Origin of the sequence: Endozoicomonas elysicola, assembly GCF_000710775.1 — a bacterium.
GTDB classification, from domain to species: domain Bacteria; phylum Pseudomonadota; class Gammaproteobacteria; order Pseudomonadales; family Endozoicomonadaceae; genus Endozoicomonas; species Endozoicomonas elysicola.
Genome location: NZ_JOJP01000001.1, coordinates 744853 through 766572, shown reverse-complemented (window position 1 = coordinate 766572; position 21720 = coordinate 744853). Strand labels below are relative to the sequence as shown.

The 21720-nt window shown below is 49.2% G+C and carries 18 protein-coding genes; 14 read left to right on the top strand and 4 right to left on the bottom strand.

Going from position 1 to position 21720, the window contains the following annotated elements; all coding sequences use genetic code 11:
• Positions 1-8 precede the first annotated feature (8 nt).
• The 3 genes from GV64_RS03230 to GV64_RS03220 all read left to right on the top strand — a co-directional run bounded on the left by GV64_RS03230 (position 9) and on the right by GV64_RS03220 (position 4956).
• On the top strand, positions 9-593 hold the full coding sequence (locus GV64_RS03230; RefSeq protein ID WP_020584598.1) for a hypothetical protein: 585 nt from the start codon (positions 9-11) through the stop codon (positions 591-593).
• Positions 594-670: 77 nt separating this feature from the next.
• Positions 671-3646, top strand: a complete 2976-nt coding sequence (gene glnE / locus GV64_RS03225; protein ID WP_020584599.1) for a bifunctional [glutamate--ammonia ligase]-adenylyl-L-tyrosine phosphorylase/[glutamate--ammonia-ligase] adenylyltransferase — start codon at positions 671-673, stop codon at positions 3644-3646.
• Positions 3647-4035: 389 nt separating this feature from the next.
• Complete coding sequence (locus GV64_RS03220) at positions 4036-4956, top strand: branched-chain amino acid transaminase (RefSeq protein ID WP_034843980.1); 921 nt, start codon at positions 4036-4038, stop codon at positions 4954-4956.
• 67 nt (positions 4957-5023) lie between these two features.
• Here GV64_RS03220 and GV64_RS03215 read toward each other — a convergent pair whose 3' ends face one another.
• On the bottom strand, positions 5024-5407 hold the full coding sequence (locus GV64_RS03215; RefSeq protein WP_020584601.1) for a NirD/YgiW/YdeI family stress tolerance protein: 384 nt from the start codon (positions 5405-5407) through the stop codon (positions 5024-5026).
• A gap of 281 nt (positions 5408-5688) precedes the next feature.
• Here GV64_RS03215 and GV64_RS03210 point away from each other — a divergent pair, with 281 nt between their 5' ends.
• From GV64_RS03210 to GV64_RS03195, 4 genes are all read left to right on the top strand, one after another.
• Positions 5689-7143 carry an aminoacyl-histidine dipeptidase gene (locus GV64_RS03210; protein WP_020584602.1) on the top strand — a complete coding sequence of 485 codons (1455 nt, stop codon included), beginning with the start codon at positions 5689-5691 and terminating at the stop codon, positions 7141-7143.
• Between the two features lie 292 nt (positions 7144-7435).
• Positions 7436-8521: a lipopolysaccharide heptosyltransferase II gene (gene waaF / locus GV64_RS03205; protein WP_034843979.1), complete on the top strand. Its 1086-nt coding sequence runs from the start codon at positions 7436-7438 to the stop codon at positions 8519-8521.
• Positions 8518-9561, top strand: a complete 1044-nt coding sequence (gene waaC / locus GV64_RS03200) for a lipopolysaccharide heptosyltransferase I (protein ID WP_020584604.1) — start codon at positions 8518-8520, stop codon at positions 9559-9561. Before waaF ends, waaC begins: the two co-directional genes overlap by 4 nt.
• Before the next feature lie 175 nt (positions 9562-9736).
• Complete coding sequence (locus tag GV64_RS03195; RefSeq protein WP_020584605.1) at positions 9737-9985, top strand: acyl carrier protein; 249 nt, start codon at positions 9737-9739, stop codon at positions 9983-9985.
• A gap of 53 nt (positions 9986-10038) precedes the next feature.
• On the opposite strand, the gene GV64_RS03190 is transcribed toward GV64_RS03195, so the two are convergent.
• From GV64_RS03190 to argH, 3 genes are all read right to left on the bottom strand, one after another.
• Positions 10039-11265, bottom strand: coding sequence for a pyridoxal-dependent decarboxylase, exosortase A system-associated (locus GV64_RS03190; protein WP_051087859.1), 1227 nt, complete (start codon positions 11263-11265; stop codon positions 10039-10041).
• Positions 11266-11285: 20 nt separating this feature from the next.
• Entirely contained in the window at positions 11286-12929 is a 1644-nt protein-coding gene (locus GV64_RS03185; protein WP_020584607.1) for an acyl-CoA ligase (AMP-forming), exosortase A system-associated, read from the bottom strand.
• Between the two features lie 82 nt (positions 12930-13011).
• Positions 13012-14421 carry an argininosuccinate lyase gene (gene argH / locus GV64_RS03180; RefSeq protein ID WP_020584608.1) on the bottom strand — a complete coding sequence of 470 codons (1410 nt, stop codon included), beginning with the start codon at positions 14419-14421 and terminating at the stop codon, positions 13012-13014.
• 348 nt (positions 14422-14769) lie between these two features.
• Between argH and GV64_RS03175 the strand changes: the two genes are divergently transcribed.
• The 7 genes from GV64_RS03175 to GV64_RS03145 all read left to right on the top strand — a co-directional run bounded on the left by GV64_RS03175 (position 14770) and on the right by GV64_RS03145 (position 21720).
• Entirely contained in the window at positions 14770-15900 is a 1131-nt protein-coding gene (locus GV64_RS03175; RefSeq protein ID WP_201772460.1) for a sensor histidine kinase, read from the top strand.
• Entirely contained in the window at positions 15881-16618 is a 738-nt protein-coding gene (locus GV64_RS03170) for a LytR/AlgR family response regulator transcription factor (protein WP_020584610.1), read from the top strand. The genes GV64_RS03175 and GV64_RS03170 overlap by 20 nt, the downstream gene beginning before the upstream one ends.
• Before the next feature lie 136 nt (positions 16619-16754).
• Positions 16755-17678, top strand: a complete 924-nt coding sequence (gene hemC, locus GV64_RS03165; RefSeq protein WP_020584611.1) for a hydroxymethylbilane synthase — start codon at positions 16755-16757, stop codon at positions 17676-17678.
• 181 nt (positions 17679-17859) lie between these two features.
• Complete coding sequence (locus GV64_RS03160) at positions 17860-18612, top strand: uroporphyrinogen-III synthase (protein WP_020584612.1); 753 nt, start codon at positions 17860-17862, stop codon at positions 18610-18612.
• A gap of 176 nt (positions 18613-18788) precedes the next feature.
• The gene (locus tag GV64_RS03155) at positions 18789-20111 is read left to right on the top strand and encodes a uroporphyrinogen-III C-methyltransferase (protein WP_020584613.1); all 1323 of its coding nucleotides are present in this window, start codon (positions 18789-18791) and stop codon (positions 20109-20111) included.
• Positions 20108-21346 carry a heme biosynthesis HemY N-terminal domain-containing protein gene (locus GV64_RS03150; RefSeq protein WP_020584614.1) on the top strand — a complete coding sequence of 413 codons (1239 nt, stop codon included), beginning with the start codon at positions 20108-20110 and terminating at the stop codon, positions 21344-21346. Before GV64_RS03155 ends, GV64_RS03150 begins: the two co-directional genes overlap by 4 nt.
• Entirely contained in the window at positions 21343-21720 is a 378-nt protein-coding gene (locus tag GV64_RS03145; protein ID WP_020584615.1) for a DUF423 domain-containing protein, read from the top strand. Before GV64_RS03150 ends, GV64_RS03145 begins: the two co-directional genes overlap by 4 nt.

The window sequence follows — 21720 nt, the reverse complement described above, 5'->3', positions numbered from 1 at the left end:
ATTCAGACATGTCAAACACCATACATGCTTCAACTCAGACACCACAAGTAAACTATTGCGCACCACAAAATGAGACTGAACAAAATGCAAAAATCAAAACCCGTGATAAAGTGCTTTCATTGCTAACTGATGAGTTAGGGGAGTATGCAACACGATCTAACCAAAAAAGTATATTAGAGTGGGTTATCTCAGAACTAAATACAAAACAGCAGGGTGCAGAACCTAAGCTGAGGCTAGTTGAGGATACTAGCCAGACAGAGCCCAAAGTTCAGGCAACTCAAAAAACGGAACTTATTGAATTTCCTGATGAATTTCCAGACCATTCAGATGCATCACTAAAAGAGTGTTTAAAAACAAACAGACAACGTATTGCAACTTATCTGGTAAATGAAAATACATTTCAAAATTTTCTTAGTGCATGTAAAGCCAGAGAAATATTCCCCGACGGAATAGAGGCAGAGTTTTGTGAACAAACCCTTGAAGGTAAAGCATTTGAACTTGTTGACCTTATGGTCACACGCTGTGTGTCAAAGTATTTCGATACTGGCGCAGCTGTGTTTTGGTTGCAACAGCAAGATATTTTCAAAAAATAAGAAAATCTAAAGACTTCATTGCCCATAAATATTGAGTTCCCATAAAATAGCTCCAGCAACCAGAAGAGAGCGGGTTTATGGAGTCACTCAAGGCGCAATTCAGTCAACAATTAACTGCCTCCGGGTTACCTGAAACGATCCCTGAAGAGATCCAAAACGTTGTCAGTGCTCACTGGCAGCAGTTTATTGATAACAACCCGTCATTTACTCTTCCTGACAGCCTTTATTCTGACAAGAACGATCAACTAAGCCCTGAGGTTATGGATGAGCTGATCCATTGCTGGGCAGGCAGTGACTTTGCTGCACAGCAGTGCATTCGCTACCCTGAGTGGCTTGCCAGTCTTCTGGAAAACCATGACAAACTCCCTGAGTTCGCCCAAACCCACCCTGGACGTTTACAGAAGGCACTTGATGTTGTCGAAAATGAGCAGGATCTGATCAAGGCTCTCCGGCTTTACCGTAACCGGGAAATGCTCCGAATTATCTGGCTCGATCTGAATCGTCGGGTCAGCATGCAGGAAACTACAGCGGAGATGTCTGCCCTGGCTGATGCCTGCATAGATAGCGCGCTCAACTGGCTTTACCAGGACTGCTGCCAGACCATGGGAACACCCTATGGCACCAATATACCGGGCGAAGAACCGGTTCCCCAGAAAATGGTCGTGCTGGGTATGGGCAAACTCGGCGCCAAAGACCTGAACCTCTCTTCAGACATCGACCTGATGTTCACCTATCCCTGCCAGGGGGAAACCCGTGGCTGCAAGAAGGTCATTACTAACCAGGAATTTTTTATTCGTCTTGGCCAACGCCTGATCAAGGTTCTCGACTGCCAAAGTGCCGATGGTTTTGTGTTCCGGGTTGATATGCGACTGAGACCTTATGGCTCCAGCGGAGCCCTGGCCATGAGTTTTGCCGCAATGGAACAGTATTACCAAGACCAGGGGCGGGACTGGGAACGTTACGCCATGCTCAAGGCCAGGGTGGTTGCCGGCAATATCCTTGCGGGCCAGCTACTGCTCAGCCAGCTGCGCCCTTTTGTTTATCGCCGCTATATTGATTTTGGTTCCATCAGCGCCCTGCGTGAAATGAAGCAGCTGATCCGGAGGGAAGTAAAACGAAAAGGCATGGAGAGTAACATCAAGCTTGGGCCAGGCGGTATTCGCGAGATTGAGTTCATCATTCAGTCTTTCCAGTTAATCCACGGGGGACGCGACCGCAGCCTACAGGAAAGAAACCTGCTGAGTGTGCTTTCAACTCTGCTGAGCAAACACTATTTTTCTACTGATGAAGCCAGTGAGTTGAAAGCAGCTTACATCTTCCTTCGTAACCTTGAACATGCCATTCAGGCCATTGCTGATCGACAGACTCAGGATCTACCGAAAAACTCGGAGGCTCAGGCACGAGTAGCCTTCAGTATGGGACAAAAAGACTGGTCCGAATTGCTCAACACACTAGAGGAACATCGTCGGCATGTCACTACCCACTTCGACGCGGTTATTGCCGACCCTGAAACTACAAATACCAAAGAGTCTCATAGCGACCAATGGGAAGCCCTCTGGCTTGACCAGCTCAGCGAGGAAGAAGAACAGCAACTGATGGCACAGGAGGGCTTCAAGGATATTGAAGCCTCCCGGAAACGACTCATCTCCCTGAGAGATGGGAAGGCCATCACTCGAGTACGCCGGCAGAGCCGTGACCGGCTGGATAAGTTTATCCCCTTGCTCCTGAGAGTTGCCGCACAGTCCTCAGAGCCTGATACCTTTTTGTTGCGTATTCTGCCACTGATCGAAGCAGTCCTGCGCCGAACCGCTTATCTGGTCTTGTTGATCGAGAACCCGGCTGCTTTGGAACATCTTGGTAAGTTGTGCATTGCCAGCCCATGGATTGCTGAACAGATTGCTCGTTTTCCAGCGCTTCTGGATGAATTCCTTAACCTTGGAGACCTCTATAACCCACCTGAAAAAGAGGCTCTGGCCAATGAGTTGCGACAGCAACTCGCCCATATTCCTGAAGATGACCTTGAAAGCCAGATGGAAGTGCTCCGCCACTTCAAAATGGCTCACGTTCTGCGGGTAACGGCGGCTCAGGTTTCCGGCACGCTTCCCCTAATGAAAGAAAGCGACTACCTAACTTGGATTGCAGAGGTGATTCTTGACACCGTCCTGGCCATCGCATGGCGAAACCTGACCGAAAAACATGGAATGCCTCAGGATGCTGATGGTCATCTATGCGATCCCGGTTTTATTATCGTCGGCTATGGCAAGCTTGGTGGCATTGAGCTTGGCCCAGGCTCCGATCTTGACCTGGTGTTCATTCATAGCGGTGGTACCAATAAAGAGACCAATGGCCCAAGGGCCATTGACAGCACGACGTTCTACACCCGCCTGGGGCAGAGAATCATCCATATTCTGACGACACAAACACCATCCGGTATTCTGTACGATGCAGACATGAGACTGCGCCCATCCGGCTCAAAAGGATTACTGGTAAACTCCTTTTCCTATTTCGAGAAGTACCAGAAAGAAGAAGCCTGGACTTGGGAACATCAGGCTCTGGTAAGAGCCAGGGTTATCGCTGGTGATCAGGCGCTTGCCAGTATGTTTGATGATCTGAGATCAGAAATTCTCAGCCAGAAACGAGACGTTGAAAAGCTGCGTGATGATGTTGTGGACATGCGTCAGAAAATGAGAGAACACCTCGGCACCAAGCCAACCCCCTCTTCAGTAAAGAATGGCGAAGCGTTCCACTTAAAACATGACCCGGGTGGCATCGTTGATATTGAGTTCCTGATGCAGTTTGCTGTTCTCAGGTACTCATCTCAGCACCCGTCACTGTTGAAATGGACCGATAACGTCAGGATATCCGAAGAGCTTGAAACCGTAGGTTTGTTGACTCATGAGAATGCTCATCAACTCAGGGAAGCCTACAAAACATTCCGACTCAGCATCCATCAAAAAGCGCTGCAGAATGAAGACCCGATAGCCGGCGAAGCTATTGCAGAGAGTTTGCGTCAGAATGTTATTGGTGTCTGGCGGGGATGCATGGACGTTTAATAAGAAAGCTGATGGTATGAAGGCGTTAGGCTTGTTGACATATCCCAGCTAAACTCAGCTTTGGCATTAAGCGCGATTTATGATCCAATAGCGTCTTGTCAGAACTCTGTTACAAACGGATGCTGACTGATGTCACCCGAGGGTATTATCACCATGTTCTTCGGGGTAACGATGATAGATGACAGCCTCCTGAATCAAACACCTCATCTCATGCCACACCCTGGCAAGGGATATTGATTCATAAAATCAGGCCCATTTGAACATGACATAGCTTTCAGTGATGACGGCTGAAGGCAACCACAGGGTCTTGGGTGGTGTCCACGAATAAGAGACGGAACACCATCCCCAAAAGAACAAACCATAAAACAATTTAAAGCTGGAGTTTCCCGATGTCTTTCGCCGATCGTGATGGCGTAATCTGGTTAGATGGAGAACTGATTCCCTGGCGCGAAGCCAAAACCCATGTACTGACCCACACATTGCACTACGGCATGGGGGTTTTTGAAGGAGTCAGAGCCTATAGCACTCCGAAGGGGCCTGCCATTTTCCGCCTGAAGGAACACACTGACCGCCTGTTTCGCAGTGCCCATATCCTGAGAATGGAAATCCCCTACAGTAAGGAAGAACTGAACGAAGCCCAAAAACTTGTCGTTCGCGAGAATGGCCTTGATGAAGCTTACCTGCGCCCCATGTGTTTCCTGGGTTCCGAAGGTATGGGATTAAGAGCGGAAGGTCTTCAGGTACATACCATGGTCGCCGCCTGGAACTGGCCCTCTTACATGTCACCAGAAGCTCTGGAACAAGGCATAAAGATTCGTACCTCTTCTTATACACGACATCATGTAAATATCACCATGTGCAAAGCCAAAGCCAATGGTAATTACATGAACTCCATGCTGGCCCTGCGGGAAGCTTTGGACAGTGGCTGTGAAGAAGCGCTGCTACTGGATAATGAAGGCTATGTCGCAGAAGGCAGTGGTGAGAATATCTTTATAGTCAAAGGTGGTGTTCTCTACACACCTGAGCTGACTTCCTGCCTGGAAGGTATTACCCGGGATACCATCATTCAGTTTGCCCGGGAGCTTGGACTGGAAGTTCGGGAGAAACGTATTACCCGTGATGAAGTTTATATCGCTGAAGAAGCATTCTTTACGGGAACCGCCGCGGAAGTAATGCCTATCTGTGAACACGATGGACGCAAGATCGGTTCTGGAAAACGTGGACCCATCACTGAAAAGCTACAGTCCATGTACTTTGATCAGGTGCGAGGTAAACGCCAGGAAAACCCTGAGTGGTTAAACATCTGCTGATTTAAAAGACACTGGCTAACTGTTTCAACAAGCACCTTGCAGTTAGCCAGATACTTTTGAGCATCCTTTACTGGCCGATAATTCGAAGCGACTTTACGTCAATTTCAACGCCAGACCTCCGGTCAACATCCACCTCACCCATAATTTCTACTTTAGTTTTGGCATCAACAGGCTGAGCTGGAAAATCTTTATCATCAATATCCGCCAGAATTTCACCGGTTCCATCACTGAACATATAGGTTTCATGCTTTACTTTTCTGACAAGTTTACCTTTCAGAACCACTCTCATATCATCCTGAGGCTGCTTTAAAATAGCAGACACTGTTGTACTTCCGACATTAGAACCCGGTCCTGTATACGCAGCCTCAACCATAAGTACAGATGTCGCAAACAAGGCAACAGCAAACCATTGAGCCGCTTTCAGCTTCATAAAAACATTGTGAGCTTGCATGACAAATAAACCCTGACATTGACTTATATCTCGAACACAAGAATAGGAGAAATAAGTTATCCCGCCAGAAGTTTCTAAAAGATCAACGTCGTCTTACTCTTTCACTCCGTTCTTCTTCATAGAGCGTTTTTTCATCTTTCAGATTGACGGCTGTTTTACACTACCCATAGCAATAAAGTAGAAACCCCTCATTGATGTTTGTGTCCAACATCCCCACTATACGGCTACTGCGAATAAAAAATCCGATACAGCAGTCAACATAATTAGCACTGGAGTCTTAAATGAGCGCTATCCATGAACTGCAGCCTCACGCGCTATGGCAGCACTTTTCGGCCATATGTGATATTCCTCATCCTTCCTTTCATGAAGAACAGATTCGTGAGCACCTGATTGGTTTCGCCAAAGAGCATGACCTGGAGTGGCAGTCCGATGCGGTAGGCAACGTCATCATTCGAAAGCATGCGACTCCTGGCATGGAAAACCGCGTTGGCGTTATCTTTCAGGGACACATGGATATGGTGCCTCAGAAAAACAACGACACCGTTCATGATTTTCCGACAGACCCCATTAAAGCCTATATTGATGGAGACTGGGTCACTGCTGAAGGAACGACCCTGGGTGCTGACAATGGTATTGGCATGGCAGCAGCCCTTGCTGTGCTGGCAGCCAAAGACCTGCATCACGGTCCTATTGAAGCACTGTTTACCGCCACCGAAGAGACCGGAATGATTGGTGCCCAAGGGCTTCAGCCAGGTGTTTTAGATGGAAAAATCCTTCTGAATCTGGATACTGAAGACGAAGGTGAACTCTACATTGGCTGCGCAGGTGGTACCCGTATTGAAGTAAACGGAGAGTACGCCACAGAAACACCTGTGGACAACTTTGTCTTTAAAACTCTGGCTATTTCAGGACTCAAAGGCGGTCATTCCGGATGCGATATTCATCTGGGCAGAGGCAATGCAATCAAGCTGCTGATTAGAGCCCTGCACCGACTGGAAGCAGAGGGCGTTCGTATCGCCAGCCTGACCGGTGGTTCCCTGGCCAATGCCATCCCCCGCGAAGCTTCTGCTGTGATTGCCATACCTGAGGCATCACAGATCGCTTGTGACAACATTATTGACCAGTGCAGCAATGAGCTGACTGCAGAATTGTCTGTTGTGGAACCAAACCTGACACTGACTCTGAGTAATGCAGCGCCTGCTGCTGAGCTGATGTCACTTCAAGATCAGAGCAAGTGGGTAGCCGCGGTGAATGCCTGTCCAAATGGCGCTCAGAGAATGAGTGACTCCATTGAAGGCGTGGTAGAAACCTCTTTGAACATGGGTGTTCTGACCATCAATGAAGGTAAGGTCAAAGCCCATATCCTGCCAAGAAGTCTGGTAGGCAGCTGTAATGATGCCCTGAGTGATGCGGTAGCTGGCCTGTTCAGAATGCTGGATGCTGAAGTCATCTTCTCCGACAGTTACCCGGGCTGGAAGCCAGACCCAGACTCCCAGATTTTGGCCATTATGAAACGGGTTTATGCTGAGCTGTATGCTCAGGCACCTGGCGTAAAAGTGGTTCATGCCGGTCTGGAGTGTGGTCTGCTGGGCAGCAAGTACCCAGAGTGGGATATGATCTCCTTTGGCCCAACCATTCGCTTCCCACATTCTCCGGATGAGAAGGTACACATCCAGAGTGTTGCCAAATTCTGGGATTTACTGGTTGCTACCCTGAAGGCAATTCCTGAAGCTTAACTACTTAAAATTCAAAAGATCCAAATTTAAAGGATTTTGAGTTGCTACGCGGTGGCAAGTGAACGAAGTCCCAGGAGCTTAGATAAACTAGATGACTGAGCTGGGCTGGCGCTCCAGTGAGCGAATGCAGCCAACAAAGTAGCAACGTCAAAGGCGACGAGTATAAGGCTTCACCCTGGTTCCAGAGGGTGAAGCCTTTCGCGGTAATACACTAAAACCGTCTCTTACTTTTTACATATTCCAAACACCGCTTATAATTCCTCCCCATTCAACATAAGGAATTCCTGACGGGATGAAATATCTGATCGTCGGTCCCTCATGGGTGGGGGACATGGTAATGGCACAACCGCTATTTATTGCCATAAAACAACAACACCCAGATGCTATTATTGATGTACTTGCTCCAGCCTGGAGTCTACCCATCATAGAGCGCATGCCAGAGGTTCGCAGGGGCATTGATATGCCGCTTGGGCACGGCAAACTTGGACTGAAAGCCCGCTACCAGCTCGGCAAGAGCCTGAGAGAGGAAGGCTATACCCATTCCATTGCGCTACCCAACTCGTTCAAATCGGCCCTGGTTCCATTCTGGGCTGGCATCAAACACCGCATTGGCTGGCGTGGAGAGATGCGCTACGGCCTGCTCAATGACATTCGCAAGCTTGATAAAAGCAAATACCCTCTAATGGTGGAGCGATTTGTCGCCTTGGCCTACCCGGAAGGAAGCACACTGCCAGAGCCTTTGCCAATCCCGGCACTTCAGGTCAACGACAATACGGTTAATAACGTACTCCGCCACTATAACATGCACACAGATATGCCTATTCTGGCACTCTGTCCCGGCGCAGAGTTCGGCCCATCCAAACAATGGCCTTCAGGTTATTATGCAGAAGTTGCCCGCTCCCTCTCTGAACAAGGCTGGCAGGTGTGGCTGTTTGGTTCGGCCAAAGATAAGGCGGTAACAACGGAAATTAAGAATTGCCTGCCTGACTCTTTACAACATCACTGCCATAACATGGCGGGTGAAACCTCTCTTGCGGATGCAATTGATCTACTTTCTTACGCCAATGCGGTCGTCAGCAATGACTCTGGGCTGATGCATATAGCTGCAGCATTAAATCGTCCACTGGTTGCTGTCTACGGGTCAACCACCGCTGACCATACGCCGCCCATGAACAAAAACAGTGAAACGCTGTCAATGAAACTGGATTGCAGTCCATGCTTTCAGCGGGAGTGCCCTCTTGGACACATGAACTGTATGAAGCAACTGTCTCCAGAAATGGTTCTGGCAGCCATTGCTCACCTGACTGCCCATCATAAAGAGCACACTAAAAAGCATCCTGAAATGAAGCTGGTAGAAAAAGGGAGTGACTCTCATTGACTCAACCAAAGCATGTATTGGTGGTAAAAACATCCTCCATGGGGGATGTTATCCACACCCTGCCAGCACTGACCGATGCAACCGCTACGATTCCGAGTATTCGTTTCGACTGGGTAGTGGAAGAGAGCTTTTCTGAGATTCCAGGCTGGCACCCCGCTGTCGATCAAGTCATTCCGGTAGCTGTTCGGCGCTGGCGCAAGTCCTTGATTCAGACTTGGAGATCCGGCGAGTGGCAGCAATTTAAAAAGCGCATTGGTGCCAGTAATTACGATGCAGTTATTGATGCACAAGGGTTGTTAAAAAGCGCTTTTCTGACAGGAAAGGCTAACGGTCCTCGATTTGGTCTGGATAAGCACTCTGCCCGTGAACCGATTGCCAGCCGCTTTTATCAATTTCCTCAGCCGGTTGCCTTGGAGCAGCATGCCGTTGAGCGAGTCCGCCAACTCTTTGCCAATTCCCTAGCCTACGTTCTACCTAAAACACCGGGACAATTCCTGCTCAACAAAGACAAGTTTCCCAAAAATCTAGTGAATAAGAAGCCTTATGTGGTTTTTATCCATGGCACCACCTGGCCAACCAAGCACTGGCCAGAAAACTACTGGTGCGAACTGGCACAACACGTTAATCAGGCAGGCTTTCATGTTGTACTGCCCTGGGGTAATAACAACGAGAAGGCAAGAGCGGAGCGCATTGCCAGTGCAAGTAGTCAGGCTATAGTGCTACCCAAACTATCGCTGGCTGAAGTTGCAGGAGTAATCTGCGAGGCTCAGGCTGCCGTCGCTGTTGATACCGGCCTCGGACATTTAACCGCTGCACTGGAAATTCCAGCCGTCTCGCTCTATGGCCCCACCAGCCCCGTCAAGGTGGGAGCATATGGAACTGGCCAGAAACACCTGACGCTCGAGCAATGTCCAACCGGTGATTTTCCGGTAACAGACCCCGAGATTTTTGCCCCTATGACGCCCACTTTCGTTTGGCAGGCTCTGGAACCAAAAATAACGCAGCTGCAGGCAGTTCACAACAATGAAGCTGTTCAATAGAAGTTTCCGCTTTCAGTCTGCAGATGGCCACAGTTGCGCCATGGCTAGAAAATGCCTAAAGTTGCCGATTTTTCACCAATCTAATTCTCAACCCCTGTTATGAGCATGGTTCGCTAACCATGCACAATTAGGGAGGGGGTTGAAAAATAATTGGTATTACCTCTCGGGATGATAAATGACCAAGCTGGAACAACTGAACGCCATTTTGGCCGATCTTCTCAAGCTGGATGTCAGCGAGTTCAATGAAAATACTGAGCTGCTGGGCGCCCTGCCAGAGTTCGACTCGATGGCAGTGGTAGGACTGATTACCGCAATGGAGGAAACGTTTGGTATTGCTGTGAATGATGATGATCTGGATGCAGAATTATTCGAAACCGTTGGCTCAGTTCTTTCGTACATAGGGTCTGCTAAAGCAGAAGCCTGACTGCCTTAGTCATTTTTGCCAGGCCAGAATATTCTGGCTTGGCTTTCTTCTGTTTAAATGAGTAACTCCACTACTTCGGGATGCCCAAGAAACTTCTGCGGACTTGCTGTTGCGCCATAGGCTCCTGACTGCAAAACCACAATAAAGTCCCCTACCTCAGCTTTTGGCAATGCCAGTTTTGCCCCAACAATATCTAGAGGGGTGCAGAGCGGCCCAACCACCTCAACAACCTCCCTTTCTTCATGTTCGAGGCAGTGAGCTAGAACAACCGGGTAGTTTTTACGAATGACCTGACCAAAATTACCTGAGTTTGACAAGTGGTGATGCAGTCCCCCGTTGGTCATCAGGTACATCTGCCCACGGGATTCCTTTTTATCCGTCACCTGACAAATATAATAACCCGCCTCACCTACCAGCCAGCGCCCAAGCTCCATCACAATCTCTGATGACTTGAGAGACTCTGGTCGATGATCCAGAAGATATTGCAGGTTTTCTGCAATACCATCGATCCCCAGCGTCTGTTCTCCGGGGAAATAGGGAATTCCCAAGCCTCCACCGATATTTATATGCTTTACCGGGGCAGAAACCTGATCAGCCAGCCTTGCGGCCAGCTCAAAGGTTTGCTGATGGCACTCAATCAGAGACTCTGCCTTGAGATTTTGCGATCCAGAGAAAATATGAAACCCTTGAAAGTCCAGTTTATCCAAATCAAGTTCCGACAAAATAGACGGTATTTGTTCAGCATCTATACCAAACTGTTTGGGACCACCAGCCATTTTCATCCCGGAGGTCTTTAATTCAAAGTCAGGGTTCACACGAAATGCTATGCGGGGGCGAATCCCCATTTCCTGATGACAAAGGTACAGCCTTTGTAGCTCAAGGGGAGACTCAATATTGATGGTAATACCCGCAGCAACGGCGGCTCTAAGCTCATGCTCGCCCTTTGCCGGCCCAGCAAAACTGATATTGACAGCATCCATACCCGCACCCAGAGCAACCAGCATTTCTCGGTGGGAAGCAACATCCAGTCCATCAACACACTGCGCCACATGACCCACGACTGCAGGCATTGGATTGGCTTTTATCGCGTAATGAAGCTTCAACTCTGCTGGCATCTGCTGTCGGAACTGAGCAACTCTTTGTGTCAGAGCCTGCCGGTCGTAGATGTAACAAGGCGAAGAGCCTGCAATATTAACCAGTTCAGAAGCGGTATGCCCGGCAATCAGCAATTGATTGTTTCTGGACTGGAGGGCCTCCAGCCGATGATGTCCTTTACTCATATTCTCTTTCACAGGGCCTTTCACAAGACAGCTGCCTCCTGACACGCATCCTGAAAAAGCCTCCTGTATTCTTCCAGTAATGGCTTGCGATCAATTTTGCCATTAGGATTTCTGGAAAGAGCTGGTTGCTGAATAACGCGCATAGGCACCATATAGGCAGGCAGGCATTGCTGACAATGGCGGACCAGTGATGGTTCATCAATCTCACTGCTGTCACTGCTCACTACCACCAGTACAATGGCCTGCCCCAATCGAGAGTGAGGGACACCAATAGCAGCCACTTCTGCAACCAGCCCGGATGAGTAGACCACCTCTTCCACTTCCGTGGGGCTGACACGATAACCTGATGTTTTGATCATATCGTCGCGACGACCCACAAAATAAAGATAACCTTCGTCATCTTTGCGCACGATATCACCCGACCAAACAGCCAGCTCCTTATTGGGAATTTCTGGGATAGCGCAGGGGGCAGGCCTAAAGCGTTCAGCGGTCCGCTCGGAATCATTCCAGTATCCCATGCTGACCAAAGCTCCTCGATGAACAAGCTCACCGGGCTCATGGGGCCCACAGATTTCACCCAGTTCATTAATTACCATAACATCAGCATTGGGAATGGCTTTCCCCATAGACCCGGCTCTCAAGTCGACCTGTTCGGGAGGAAGAAAGCAGGAACGGAATGCCTCGGTTAAACCATACATCAGATACGGCTTGGCATAACGAAAACGCTTTCGTAGCACAGCCAGCGTAGCTGTTGGCATTGCTCCACCGGTATTAGTGAAGTAACGCAGACTGTCACCAGCCCCTTCTGGCCAGGGCAGATCAGCAATCTGAACCCAGAGTGGAGGAACCAGGCCAAGCCCGGTGATCTGCTGCTTCTCGACCGTTTTAATGACATCCCTTGGCAGCAGGTATTCCAGCAGATAACAACTGGCCCCTACGAGAAATGCGGTTGTTAACTGGCTGAAACCATAGTCAAAGCTAAATGGCAGAACACACAAAAGACGGTCTTCTGGTGTATTCCCCAGATACTCGGCAACACTGCTGGCCCCAGTCACCATATTTCGATGGGAGAGAACGACGCCTTTGGGCTTTCCTGTACTGCCAGAAGTGTAAAGAATAGCCGCCATATCGGCATCAATGGACGCTATCGGCTGCCACCAGGCATAAGGCTGGAGAAAGTTCGCCCAATTCAGGGTATTGGCTGCCCGGCTTTTAACAAAAGCGCTATCAAGAGGACTGTTATTCACAGGATCAGCATCGACAAAATCGCCATCAACCAGAATGATGTGGATAAGGTCATGACACTGATGAATTTCTGCTTCGAGCTGCTGGTAGCGGGCTTTGTTGGTAATCAGTACTCTGACATTGCAGTCCTTGAGTATGTGGAAAACCTGCGGAGCCTTCAGTACCGGGTTAACAGGCACCATGACACCACCTGCCGCCGTAGCCCCAAAGAAGCTGAACACGGCTTCCGGAATTTTTGGCAGATAGATAGCAACCCGCTCATGCTGAATCAAACCCAACTTCTGCAGTCCGGCCGCAACCGATCGAACCTGGCGGGAAACAGTCTGGTAATCGAACCATTGGTCTTTGCAACCGATAGCCCTCGAGGAAGGGACACGCTCAGCCTGCCGCAGCACGATCTGATGTAATAACAAACTCATGGAATTACAAACAGCCCAAAAGATATTTCTGATAATAGAAGGTGAGCTTTGATTCCCCAAAGCTCACGATTTCTGCAAACATTTACAGTGTATTACGGGCATTCAAAACAGCTTGTCTGACTTGCTCCGGTGCCGTACCTCCCAGATGATTTCTGGCGCTTACGGAGCCTTCCAGAGTCAGAACATCGAACACATCCTGTTTAATAGTGTCAGAGAAGACCTGAAGCTCGACCAGCGTCATCTCTGACAGATCCCGCCCCTCTTGAATGCCGAAGGCCACAGCCTTACCCACCACTTCGTGGGCATTTCTGAAAGGCATTCCCTGGCGAACCAGGTAGTCGGCCAAGTCTGTGGCGGTACTGAAACCTCTGCGAGCAGCCTCCAGCATGTTTTCTTTCCGAGCCTGAACATGCGGCACCATATCGGCAAAGGCTCGCAGACAATCCTTGAGGGTATCCACCGTATCAAACAGTGGTTCCTTGTCTTCCTGGTTATCCTTGTTATAAGCCATTGGCTGAGACTTCATCAGGGTCAGCAGTGAAACCAGGTGACCATTCACACGGCCTGTTTTACCCCTTACCAGCTCAGGCACATCCGGATTTTTCTTCTGAGGCATGATAGATGAGCCTGTACAGAAACGATCTGGAAGGTCAATGAAGTTAAACTGAGCGGAAGTCCAGAGCACTAATTCTTCGGACATGCGTGACAGGTGAGTCATGATAAGAGCGCCGGCAGCACAGAACTCAATGGCAAAATCCCGATCACTGACAGAGTCCAGAGAGTTACGGGAAGGGCGTTCAAACCCGAGGGCAGAAGCCGTGAACTCCCGATCGATAGGGTAGGTGGTTCCTGCCAGTGCTGCAGCCCCCAGAGGGCTGATATTGACACGCTTACGGCAATCCTGAAGACGCTCATAGTCACGCACCAACATCTCGTACCAGGCCATCAGGTGATGACCGAATGTCACAGGCTGTGCTGTCTGAAGATGGGTAAAACCGGGCATGATAGTGTCTGATTCACGCTCGGCAACATCCAACAGGCCTTCCTGTAATCGCTTTAGCTCTTCGGAAATAGCATCAATTTCATCTCGCAGCCAAAGGCGAATATCTGTCGCCACCTGATCATTTCGGGAGCGCCCGGTATGAAGCTTTTTGCCTGCAGCGCCAATTCGATCCGTTAAGCGAGCCTCGATATTCATATGGATATCTTCAAGCTCAATGGACCAGTCGATACGACCCTGCTCAATATCCTCAAGAATACCTTCCAGCCCAGAGATAATGGCATTCAGTTCGTCTTCGCTCAGAATGCCTGCCTGATGCAGCATCTGAGCATGCGCCACGGACCCCTGAATGTCATGGAGATACAGGCGTCGGTCAAAATCAATGGAAGCTGTAAAACGGGCAACAAAGGCATCAACGCCTTCACTGAAGCGCCCCCCCCATTGCTGGTTACTGCTCTTTTCACCCTTCTCTGTTGAATCGCTTGCCGACATCGATCTCTTCCCCACCCGGTTCTCATTTTTTAAAGACGAACGTACAATCAACGCCAATCCGTCATTGGAGCATTGAGAGCGGAGGCATTATATCGGTGTAGCGACCCGATTGCATCGCTCAGGGATAGGCTCTGTTGACATAGGGTTCCAAACTCAGTGGTTCATAAAGCCACATTCAACGAGATGAATTAGTACAGGAGTGGTTCTACATCAAATCCGTTCAACGAAGCCTGACTCCAAGACAAGAGAATAGTCCCGCTTCCGATAACACTGATGAAAGCTTTTCTAAAAGCCTTAGAGCCTGCAGATACAAAAGTATGTATTTCCATAAAATACATGGAAGAGCGAGTGCCCCAAAAAACTATGATCCACACCCGACACCACAAAGATGACTTTTTCCTACCCGATTTGAGCTCGGGTCAGTCCGTCTTTATGCTGGTGCTAATTTCCGAACTGTTTGTACTGGTTCAAATTCTAGCTCTGCCCGGCGATATTGCCTTCAGCTGGACACGGCTGGCTATGCTGTCGCTCTTCGTTCAGTGGATTGTTCTATCCAGTAGCGCATTCCTCTATCTGGCCAGACCACTTCTGAAAAAACTCCCTACATGGCAGTCCGTGATGATTTCCCTACTGGGTGTTCAAATCATTACCCTGATGTTGACATTGCTTGCCCAGACCCTGCTGGCCCCAATTCATTTCATACCAGACTGGCAGCAGGTGAACCGCAACCTGCTGGCCGCACTGATCATATCCGCCATGCTGCTTCGCTATTTCTACATTCAGTACGAAGTCGATATACAACAGCAGGTTATTCACAATGCGCGTCTGGACTCTTTGCAGGCAAATATCCGACCTCACTTTTTATTCAACAGCATGAACATCATTGCCAGCCTGATTCAGATTAACCCTGAAAAAGCAGAACAAGCAGTGGAAGACCTCTCCGACCTGTTCAGAGCCAGCCTGCAAAACCCCGGCCACCAGGACCAAAGCGCGGTGGTTCCCATTCACAAAGAAATACAGATCAGTAAAAGCTATCTTCGAATCGAACAGCAAAGGCTTGGAGATCGCCTGCAGGTCGATTGGAGAATCTGCGAGCTTCCACAAAGAATGACCATTCCGCCCTTCACCATACAACCATTGGTAGAAAACGCCGTATACCATGGGATCCAGCCATTAGAGGAAGGTGGCTGCATCAACATCAACATCGAAGTTAATGATCAAATGGTTCAGATTTCTGTAGAAAATCCGATGCCATATACAGAGACCATTTCAAAAGGCAATCAGATTGCTCTCAACAACATCCGTTCACGACTGGAGATGCTTTATGGAAGCAAAGCCAGTCTGACCACGGATATAAAAGAACAATCCGACACCAAATGGTTTATTGCACGGGTGCAATATCCCTGTCGATGGGACAACACAATCGATAATTTACTGACAGGAACAGACGACTGGAACAATGAATGTACTGATCGTTGATGACGAGCCACTGGCTCGGGAAAGGCTGCGATATCTGATCGGCCGGATTGATAACTTTATGGTCCTTGAGCATGAAGCCAGCAATGGACGGGATGCCATTGATCTTTGTAGTCAGTATCACCCGGACATTGTCCTGATGGACATTCGCATGCCGGTCATGGGCGGTTTGGAAGCCGCTAAGCATATCAGTTCAATGGAAAAACCGCCTGCAGTCATCTTCTGTACTGCTTATGACAATCACGCCCTGGAAGCATTTGATGCTCAAGCAGTCGGCTACCTGATGAAACCTATTCGGCAGGAAGACCTGAACCTGTCCCTGCAACGTGCCAGTAAACTGAACCGTCTGCAACTGGCCTGGCTGAATGACCATCTGCCAGAAAACAAAGAGCAGGGGCATATTGCAGCCAAAACCCTGCGCGGAATAGAGCTGGTTCCTCTCAATGATGTACTGTACTTCATGGCAGATAATAAATATGTGACCGTTCACCATCGCCATGGTGAAGTCCTTATTGATGACCCTCTCAAATCACTTGAAGAGGATCACAGCCAGCATTTTGTCCGAATCCACAGGAATGCGCTGGTGCGTCGTGATGCCATTGAAAGCCTTTCCCGGGATGATAAAGGCCATTGTTTCATTCACCTTAAACAGGTGCCTGAGCCCCTTTCTATCAGCCGACGGCATGTGCCTCTGATCAAGAAAATCATGCAATCTCTATAGCCAGGCTCACAACCTGGCCCAGCCCCAGAACCAGACCTCTAAAACTGTCTCTTAAAGCCTGTCTGTCGTATTATCCTTCTCACTACCTGCCAGTAGCTGACTGGTAATTAATTTACTAATAGAAGCCGTCAATTCTGTGAAAACCGTTCGCATCGCTACCCGAAAGAGTGCCCTTGCCCTGTGGCAGGCAGAATATGTCAAACAACAGCTGGAGCTCCATCATCCGGACATTCAGGTTGAGCTGGTTAAAATGACCAGTCAGGGCGATCGTATTCTGGATGCGCCACTTGCCAAAATTGGTGGTAAAGGACTGTTCGTCAAAGAGCTGGAAAATGCACTGTTGGAAAACAGGGCAGACATCGCCGTGCACTCAATGAAAGACGTACCTATGGATTTTCCAGAGGGGCTGGGTCTTGGTGTGATCTGCTCCAGAGAAGACCCCCGTGATGCTTTCGTCTCTAATCACTACACCTCTCTTGATGAATTACCACAGGGTGCAATTGTTGGTACTTCGAGCCTTCGTCGACAGTGCCAGGTATTGGCAGCACGCCCTGACCTGACTATCAACTTTCTTCGGGGTAACGTAAATACACGTCTGGGCAAGCTGGATGATGGTCAGTATGACGCTATTATACTGGCAGCCGCAGGGCTGATTCGACTGGAGATGGCTGACCGGATCAAGGCTTACCTTGATACAAAAATTAGCCTGCCAGCCGCTGGCCAGGGTGCCGTTGGTATTGAGCTGAGGGTGGATGATGAAGTAACCAGGCAACTCATTGCCCCCCTTCATGACGAAGAGACCGCAATCAAGGTGGGTGCCGAACGCGCCATGAACAAACGCCTAAATGGAGGCTGTCAGGTACCCATTGGTGGGTTTGCAGAACTCAAGGATGACCAGCTGTTTCTGAGAGGGCTGGTAGGCAGCCCCGATGGTCAGACCATCTATCGCAGCGAAGTGCAGTGCGTTGTCCATGAGTATGAGTCTGCTGGTATTCAGGTGGCTGAATCTCTTTTGGAGCAAGGTGCTGACCGAATTCTTGCTGAACTGGCTCATCACTGATCCATGTCAGGTTCTGCGGACATACGGTATACCCGCTGCCTTTCAAGTTACTACTTTGTTGGCTACGTTCGTTCACCGTGGCGCCAGGCCAGCTCGGTCACATAGTATTTCTGTGCTCTCAGGGCTTCGCTCATTTGCCACCGCGTAGCAACTTGACATCCATTGGGTATAAAGGAAAACAATGAATCTGTCGCACACCCTGGTGCTGGTAACCCGCCCTGAACCTCAGGCTCAGGCATTGACCGATGCTATCAAAAAGGCAAATGGCCAAGCCTGGTCAATGCCTATGCTCAATATTGATGCCATACCCGAAACCCAGGCCATGAGGGACTGTCTGTTATCGCTGGATCAGTTTGACCGAATCATTGTTACCAGCCGTCCTGCAGCAAAGCTGGGGATGGAACTGATTGAACAGTACTGGCCGCAGTTACCCATACACAGCCAGTGGTTTGCCATTGGCAGCAGTACCGCTTCAGAGCTTGGACATTATGATGTCAGGTCGCAGTTTTCAGAAAATGGAGTTGATAGTGAAGCACTTCTGGAGCTGGATACTTTTAGTAAAGTGGAAAGTGAAAAGTTGCTGATAATCAAAGGTATCGGTGGTCGAGGCTTACTGGAGGAACAACTGAACAACTTAGGGGCAAGAGTCCAGACTCTGGAGGTTTATCAGCGTTCCCGCCCAGTTTATGAGCGCAATGCGGTCGTAAAAAAGTTGGAAAGCAATTCAATCAATGTCATCCTCTGTGGTAGTGGAGAAACCCTGACAAATCTTGGGTACTACTTACCCATGCCCTATCGAGCCGACTATAGGCTGCTTGTTCCCAGTGAACGGGTTGCCAGACAGGCTCATAGCCTGGGTTTCCAGAAGGTAACCAATACCCGTGGAGCCAGCAATGAAGTGATGTTGCAGGCATTGGAGGCTGTCCGGGAATAGCGCCCGTAGCGGTTGCCGCGTAGGGCAGGCCGTTTCCAGACGACCGCCCAGCCCAAATCTGACTCTTTTGAAAAGTGAGCGGGAGCCGCCTGAAGAAGTAGTCGCGAGTCCTCTGAGCAGAAAACGATCGCGACACTCTCCCGGACAATCCTCTCGAACAATCGGAAGGCCCAAGCGTGAGCGATACAGACCAGAATACCGACCGTTTACCGGAAAATAAGCCAGAAGACGTGCAGAAAGATAGCAGCAAAACCCCTGGAAACGAATCCAATCCAGAAAAGAAAACCGCTACAAGCAATGAAAACAAAGGCACTGGTAAAGGTCTGGCAGGATTCGCCCTGCTGATATCAGCCTGTGCCCTGGGGCTTAGTGGTTACATTGGATGGCGTGCCATGCCTTTGGAGCAGAGTCAGCCCATTCTTCGTGAAGGGATGGATCAGCTGCAAACACAGATTGCACGCCAGCAGGCCAGACTGACGACAGTGGCGCAGAATACTTCGCCAATGAAAGAGCAGTTGAATGACCTGCAGGAACGTGAGGCCAGACTCCTTTCCCGAATTGATTCACTTTCAGCAAAAGTCAGAGAACTGGAAGGCTCTACTCGCAACCAATGGCGTATTGCTGAAGTTGAATACCTTCTGCGTCTTGCCAATCAACGACTATTAACGGTCAATGATGTTACGGGAGCCTTGGAGCTAATGGGCAGCGCCGAACAAATTCTGGCACAGCTGGATGACTATACTCTTTTCTCAGTCAGAGAAGCGCTGGCTGAAGATATCGCAGTCTTGAAATCCGCAACGATACTGAATCAGGAAAGCATCTGGCTACGGTTGCAGGCAGTCGCTGACCTGATCCCCGAACTGGTCATTCTTGATGATGGCCATATTGCGGATGCAGCAAGTGTCCTGCAACCCGCTCTTCAGTCTGGGCATCCTTCCTTATCCAGTGAAAAAACGGATACACAACAGGCTGGAAACTGGCAGCAAACGATCAAAAATATGCTGTTTGATACCTGGCATCGATTCACCGGGCTTTTCAGGATCAATACTCAAAGAGAACAGCCTATTGAGGTATTACTGACACCAGAGCAGGACCAATTAATCCGGCAAAAAATGCTGCTGTTAGTCGAACAGAGTAAGCTGGCGCTGATTACAGGACAGCAGGTGGTTTATCAAAACAGTCTGGAACAGGCATACTCCTGGCTGAATCGTTATTTTATGCTGGGTGGTAGTGTCAGCAATCAACTGGCGGAAGAACTTACAGCCCTTCAACGCCTTCCTATCACCTCTAAAATGCCCAGCATCCATCGCTCACTGGATGCTCTGAAAGAGCACCAGTTCGAACCCAGTGCTTCAGGACAAAAAAAGCAGGAAAGTGCACCTTCATCAGATTCTGAAGAGAAGAGTAAGCCGGCAACACCCGACAGGGAAGATGGAAAAAATAATGAGACAGTGACTGAGCCCGATCAGCCTGCATCGCAGGGGGTACAGATTTCATGAAGGGCTTTGCACTTTTTCTCATCATTATTTCTGCCTGTTTTTTACTGGCTAATATCATGGTCAATGACCATGGTTACGTCCTTATCGCATACGATGGCATGACCTTTGAAAGCAGCCTCTGGGGCTTATTGCTGCTCGTTGTGATTTCGCTCGGGTTAATCTGGCTAACCGTTATTTCCTTCCGGATACTGCTCGGAGCGTTTAGCTTTATCTACCCACTTTCTTCCGGAGCCAGAAAAGCAAAAGCCCGAAAACTTTTCGACCGCGGCCTGGCAGAATTTACCAAAGGTCACTGGCGCAAAGCAGAGCGGCTTCTTGGACAGGCTGCGAAAAGTGGAGAGTCTCCCTTAATTAACTACCTCGCCGCAGCAAGAGCAGCCCACGAGGCAGGTAACTATGAAGCCAGCGCCCACTGGTTGAGGCAGGCAGACAGCAAAGCGCCTGGCGCAGAGATGGCAATTGGTATTACGCAGGCACAACTTCAGCTGGCCAGCAACCACCTGGAACAGGCTCTGGCCACTCTGAAGCACCTTCACAAAAAGTATCCCCGTCATGCCTACATTCTGAAAATGCTGAAGCAAGTCTATATTCGCCTGAATGACTGGCAATCGCTTGAAAAGCTTCTTCCCAAGCTGCGTAAACAGAAAGTGGTGAAGGACGATGAGTATCATCAACTTGAGCAGCAGGCGTTTAAAGCACTCTTCGAACAAGCGTACAGTTATGGACGTAATCGTCTCTCTACAGAGGAAAAAGTGAAACCTGCTGATGATATCTGGTCCGGACTCAGCCATAACCAGAGAAGAGACCCGGCTATTCTCTATCGCTACTGCGATTGCCTGGTACGTCTTGGTGCAGAGGAAAAAGCAGAGTTATTGCTAAGAGAGAACCTTAACCATTGTTTCAGTGAACCACTGATCCGCCTCTATGGCAAAACCCCTGGCAGGGATTTGAAGAAACAATTGCTGTTTGCTGAATCATTGCTAAACCAACGCACCAATGATCCAGAGCTACTTCTGGCTCTGGGTCGACTGGCACTGAGAAATGAGCTCTGGGGTAAGGCAAAAGAGTACCTTGAAGCCAGCTTAAGGCTCCGTAAAAGTGTCGATGTATACAATGAGCTGGGGCATCTTCTGGGGCATCTGGATGAGTTTGAAACCAGCTCCCGCTATTTCCAGGAAGGCCTGTTACTGGCAGCCGATAGTGCCACCAATTTGCCCAGAATTTATAAACAATGAATACTCTGTTTATTGGTGCCATCAGTGGTATGACTGCAGTGGCACTGAGTGCCTTTGGTGCACATGCCCTGGATGGAGCCTTATCTGAAAGAGCGATGGAAGTATTCCAGACCGCTGCAGACTATCAGTTTTATCACAGCCTGGCATTGGTGTTTATCACCTTGCTGAGGATGAACTACTCGGCCTCAAAAAAACTGAAGTGGAGCGCAGGTTTCTTCCTCGGAGGGATTATTCTGTTCTCAGGTAGCCTTTATCTGTTAAGTCTAAGCGGTATTCGCTGGCTGGGAATGATTACACCTCTGGGCGGAATCTCATTCATTCTTGGCTGGTTAATGTTGGCTATATTTGCTGCCAGGGATTATTCCAGCACCTGA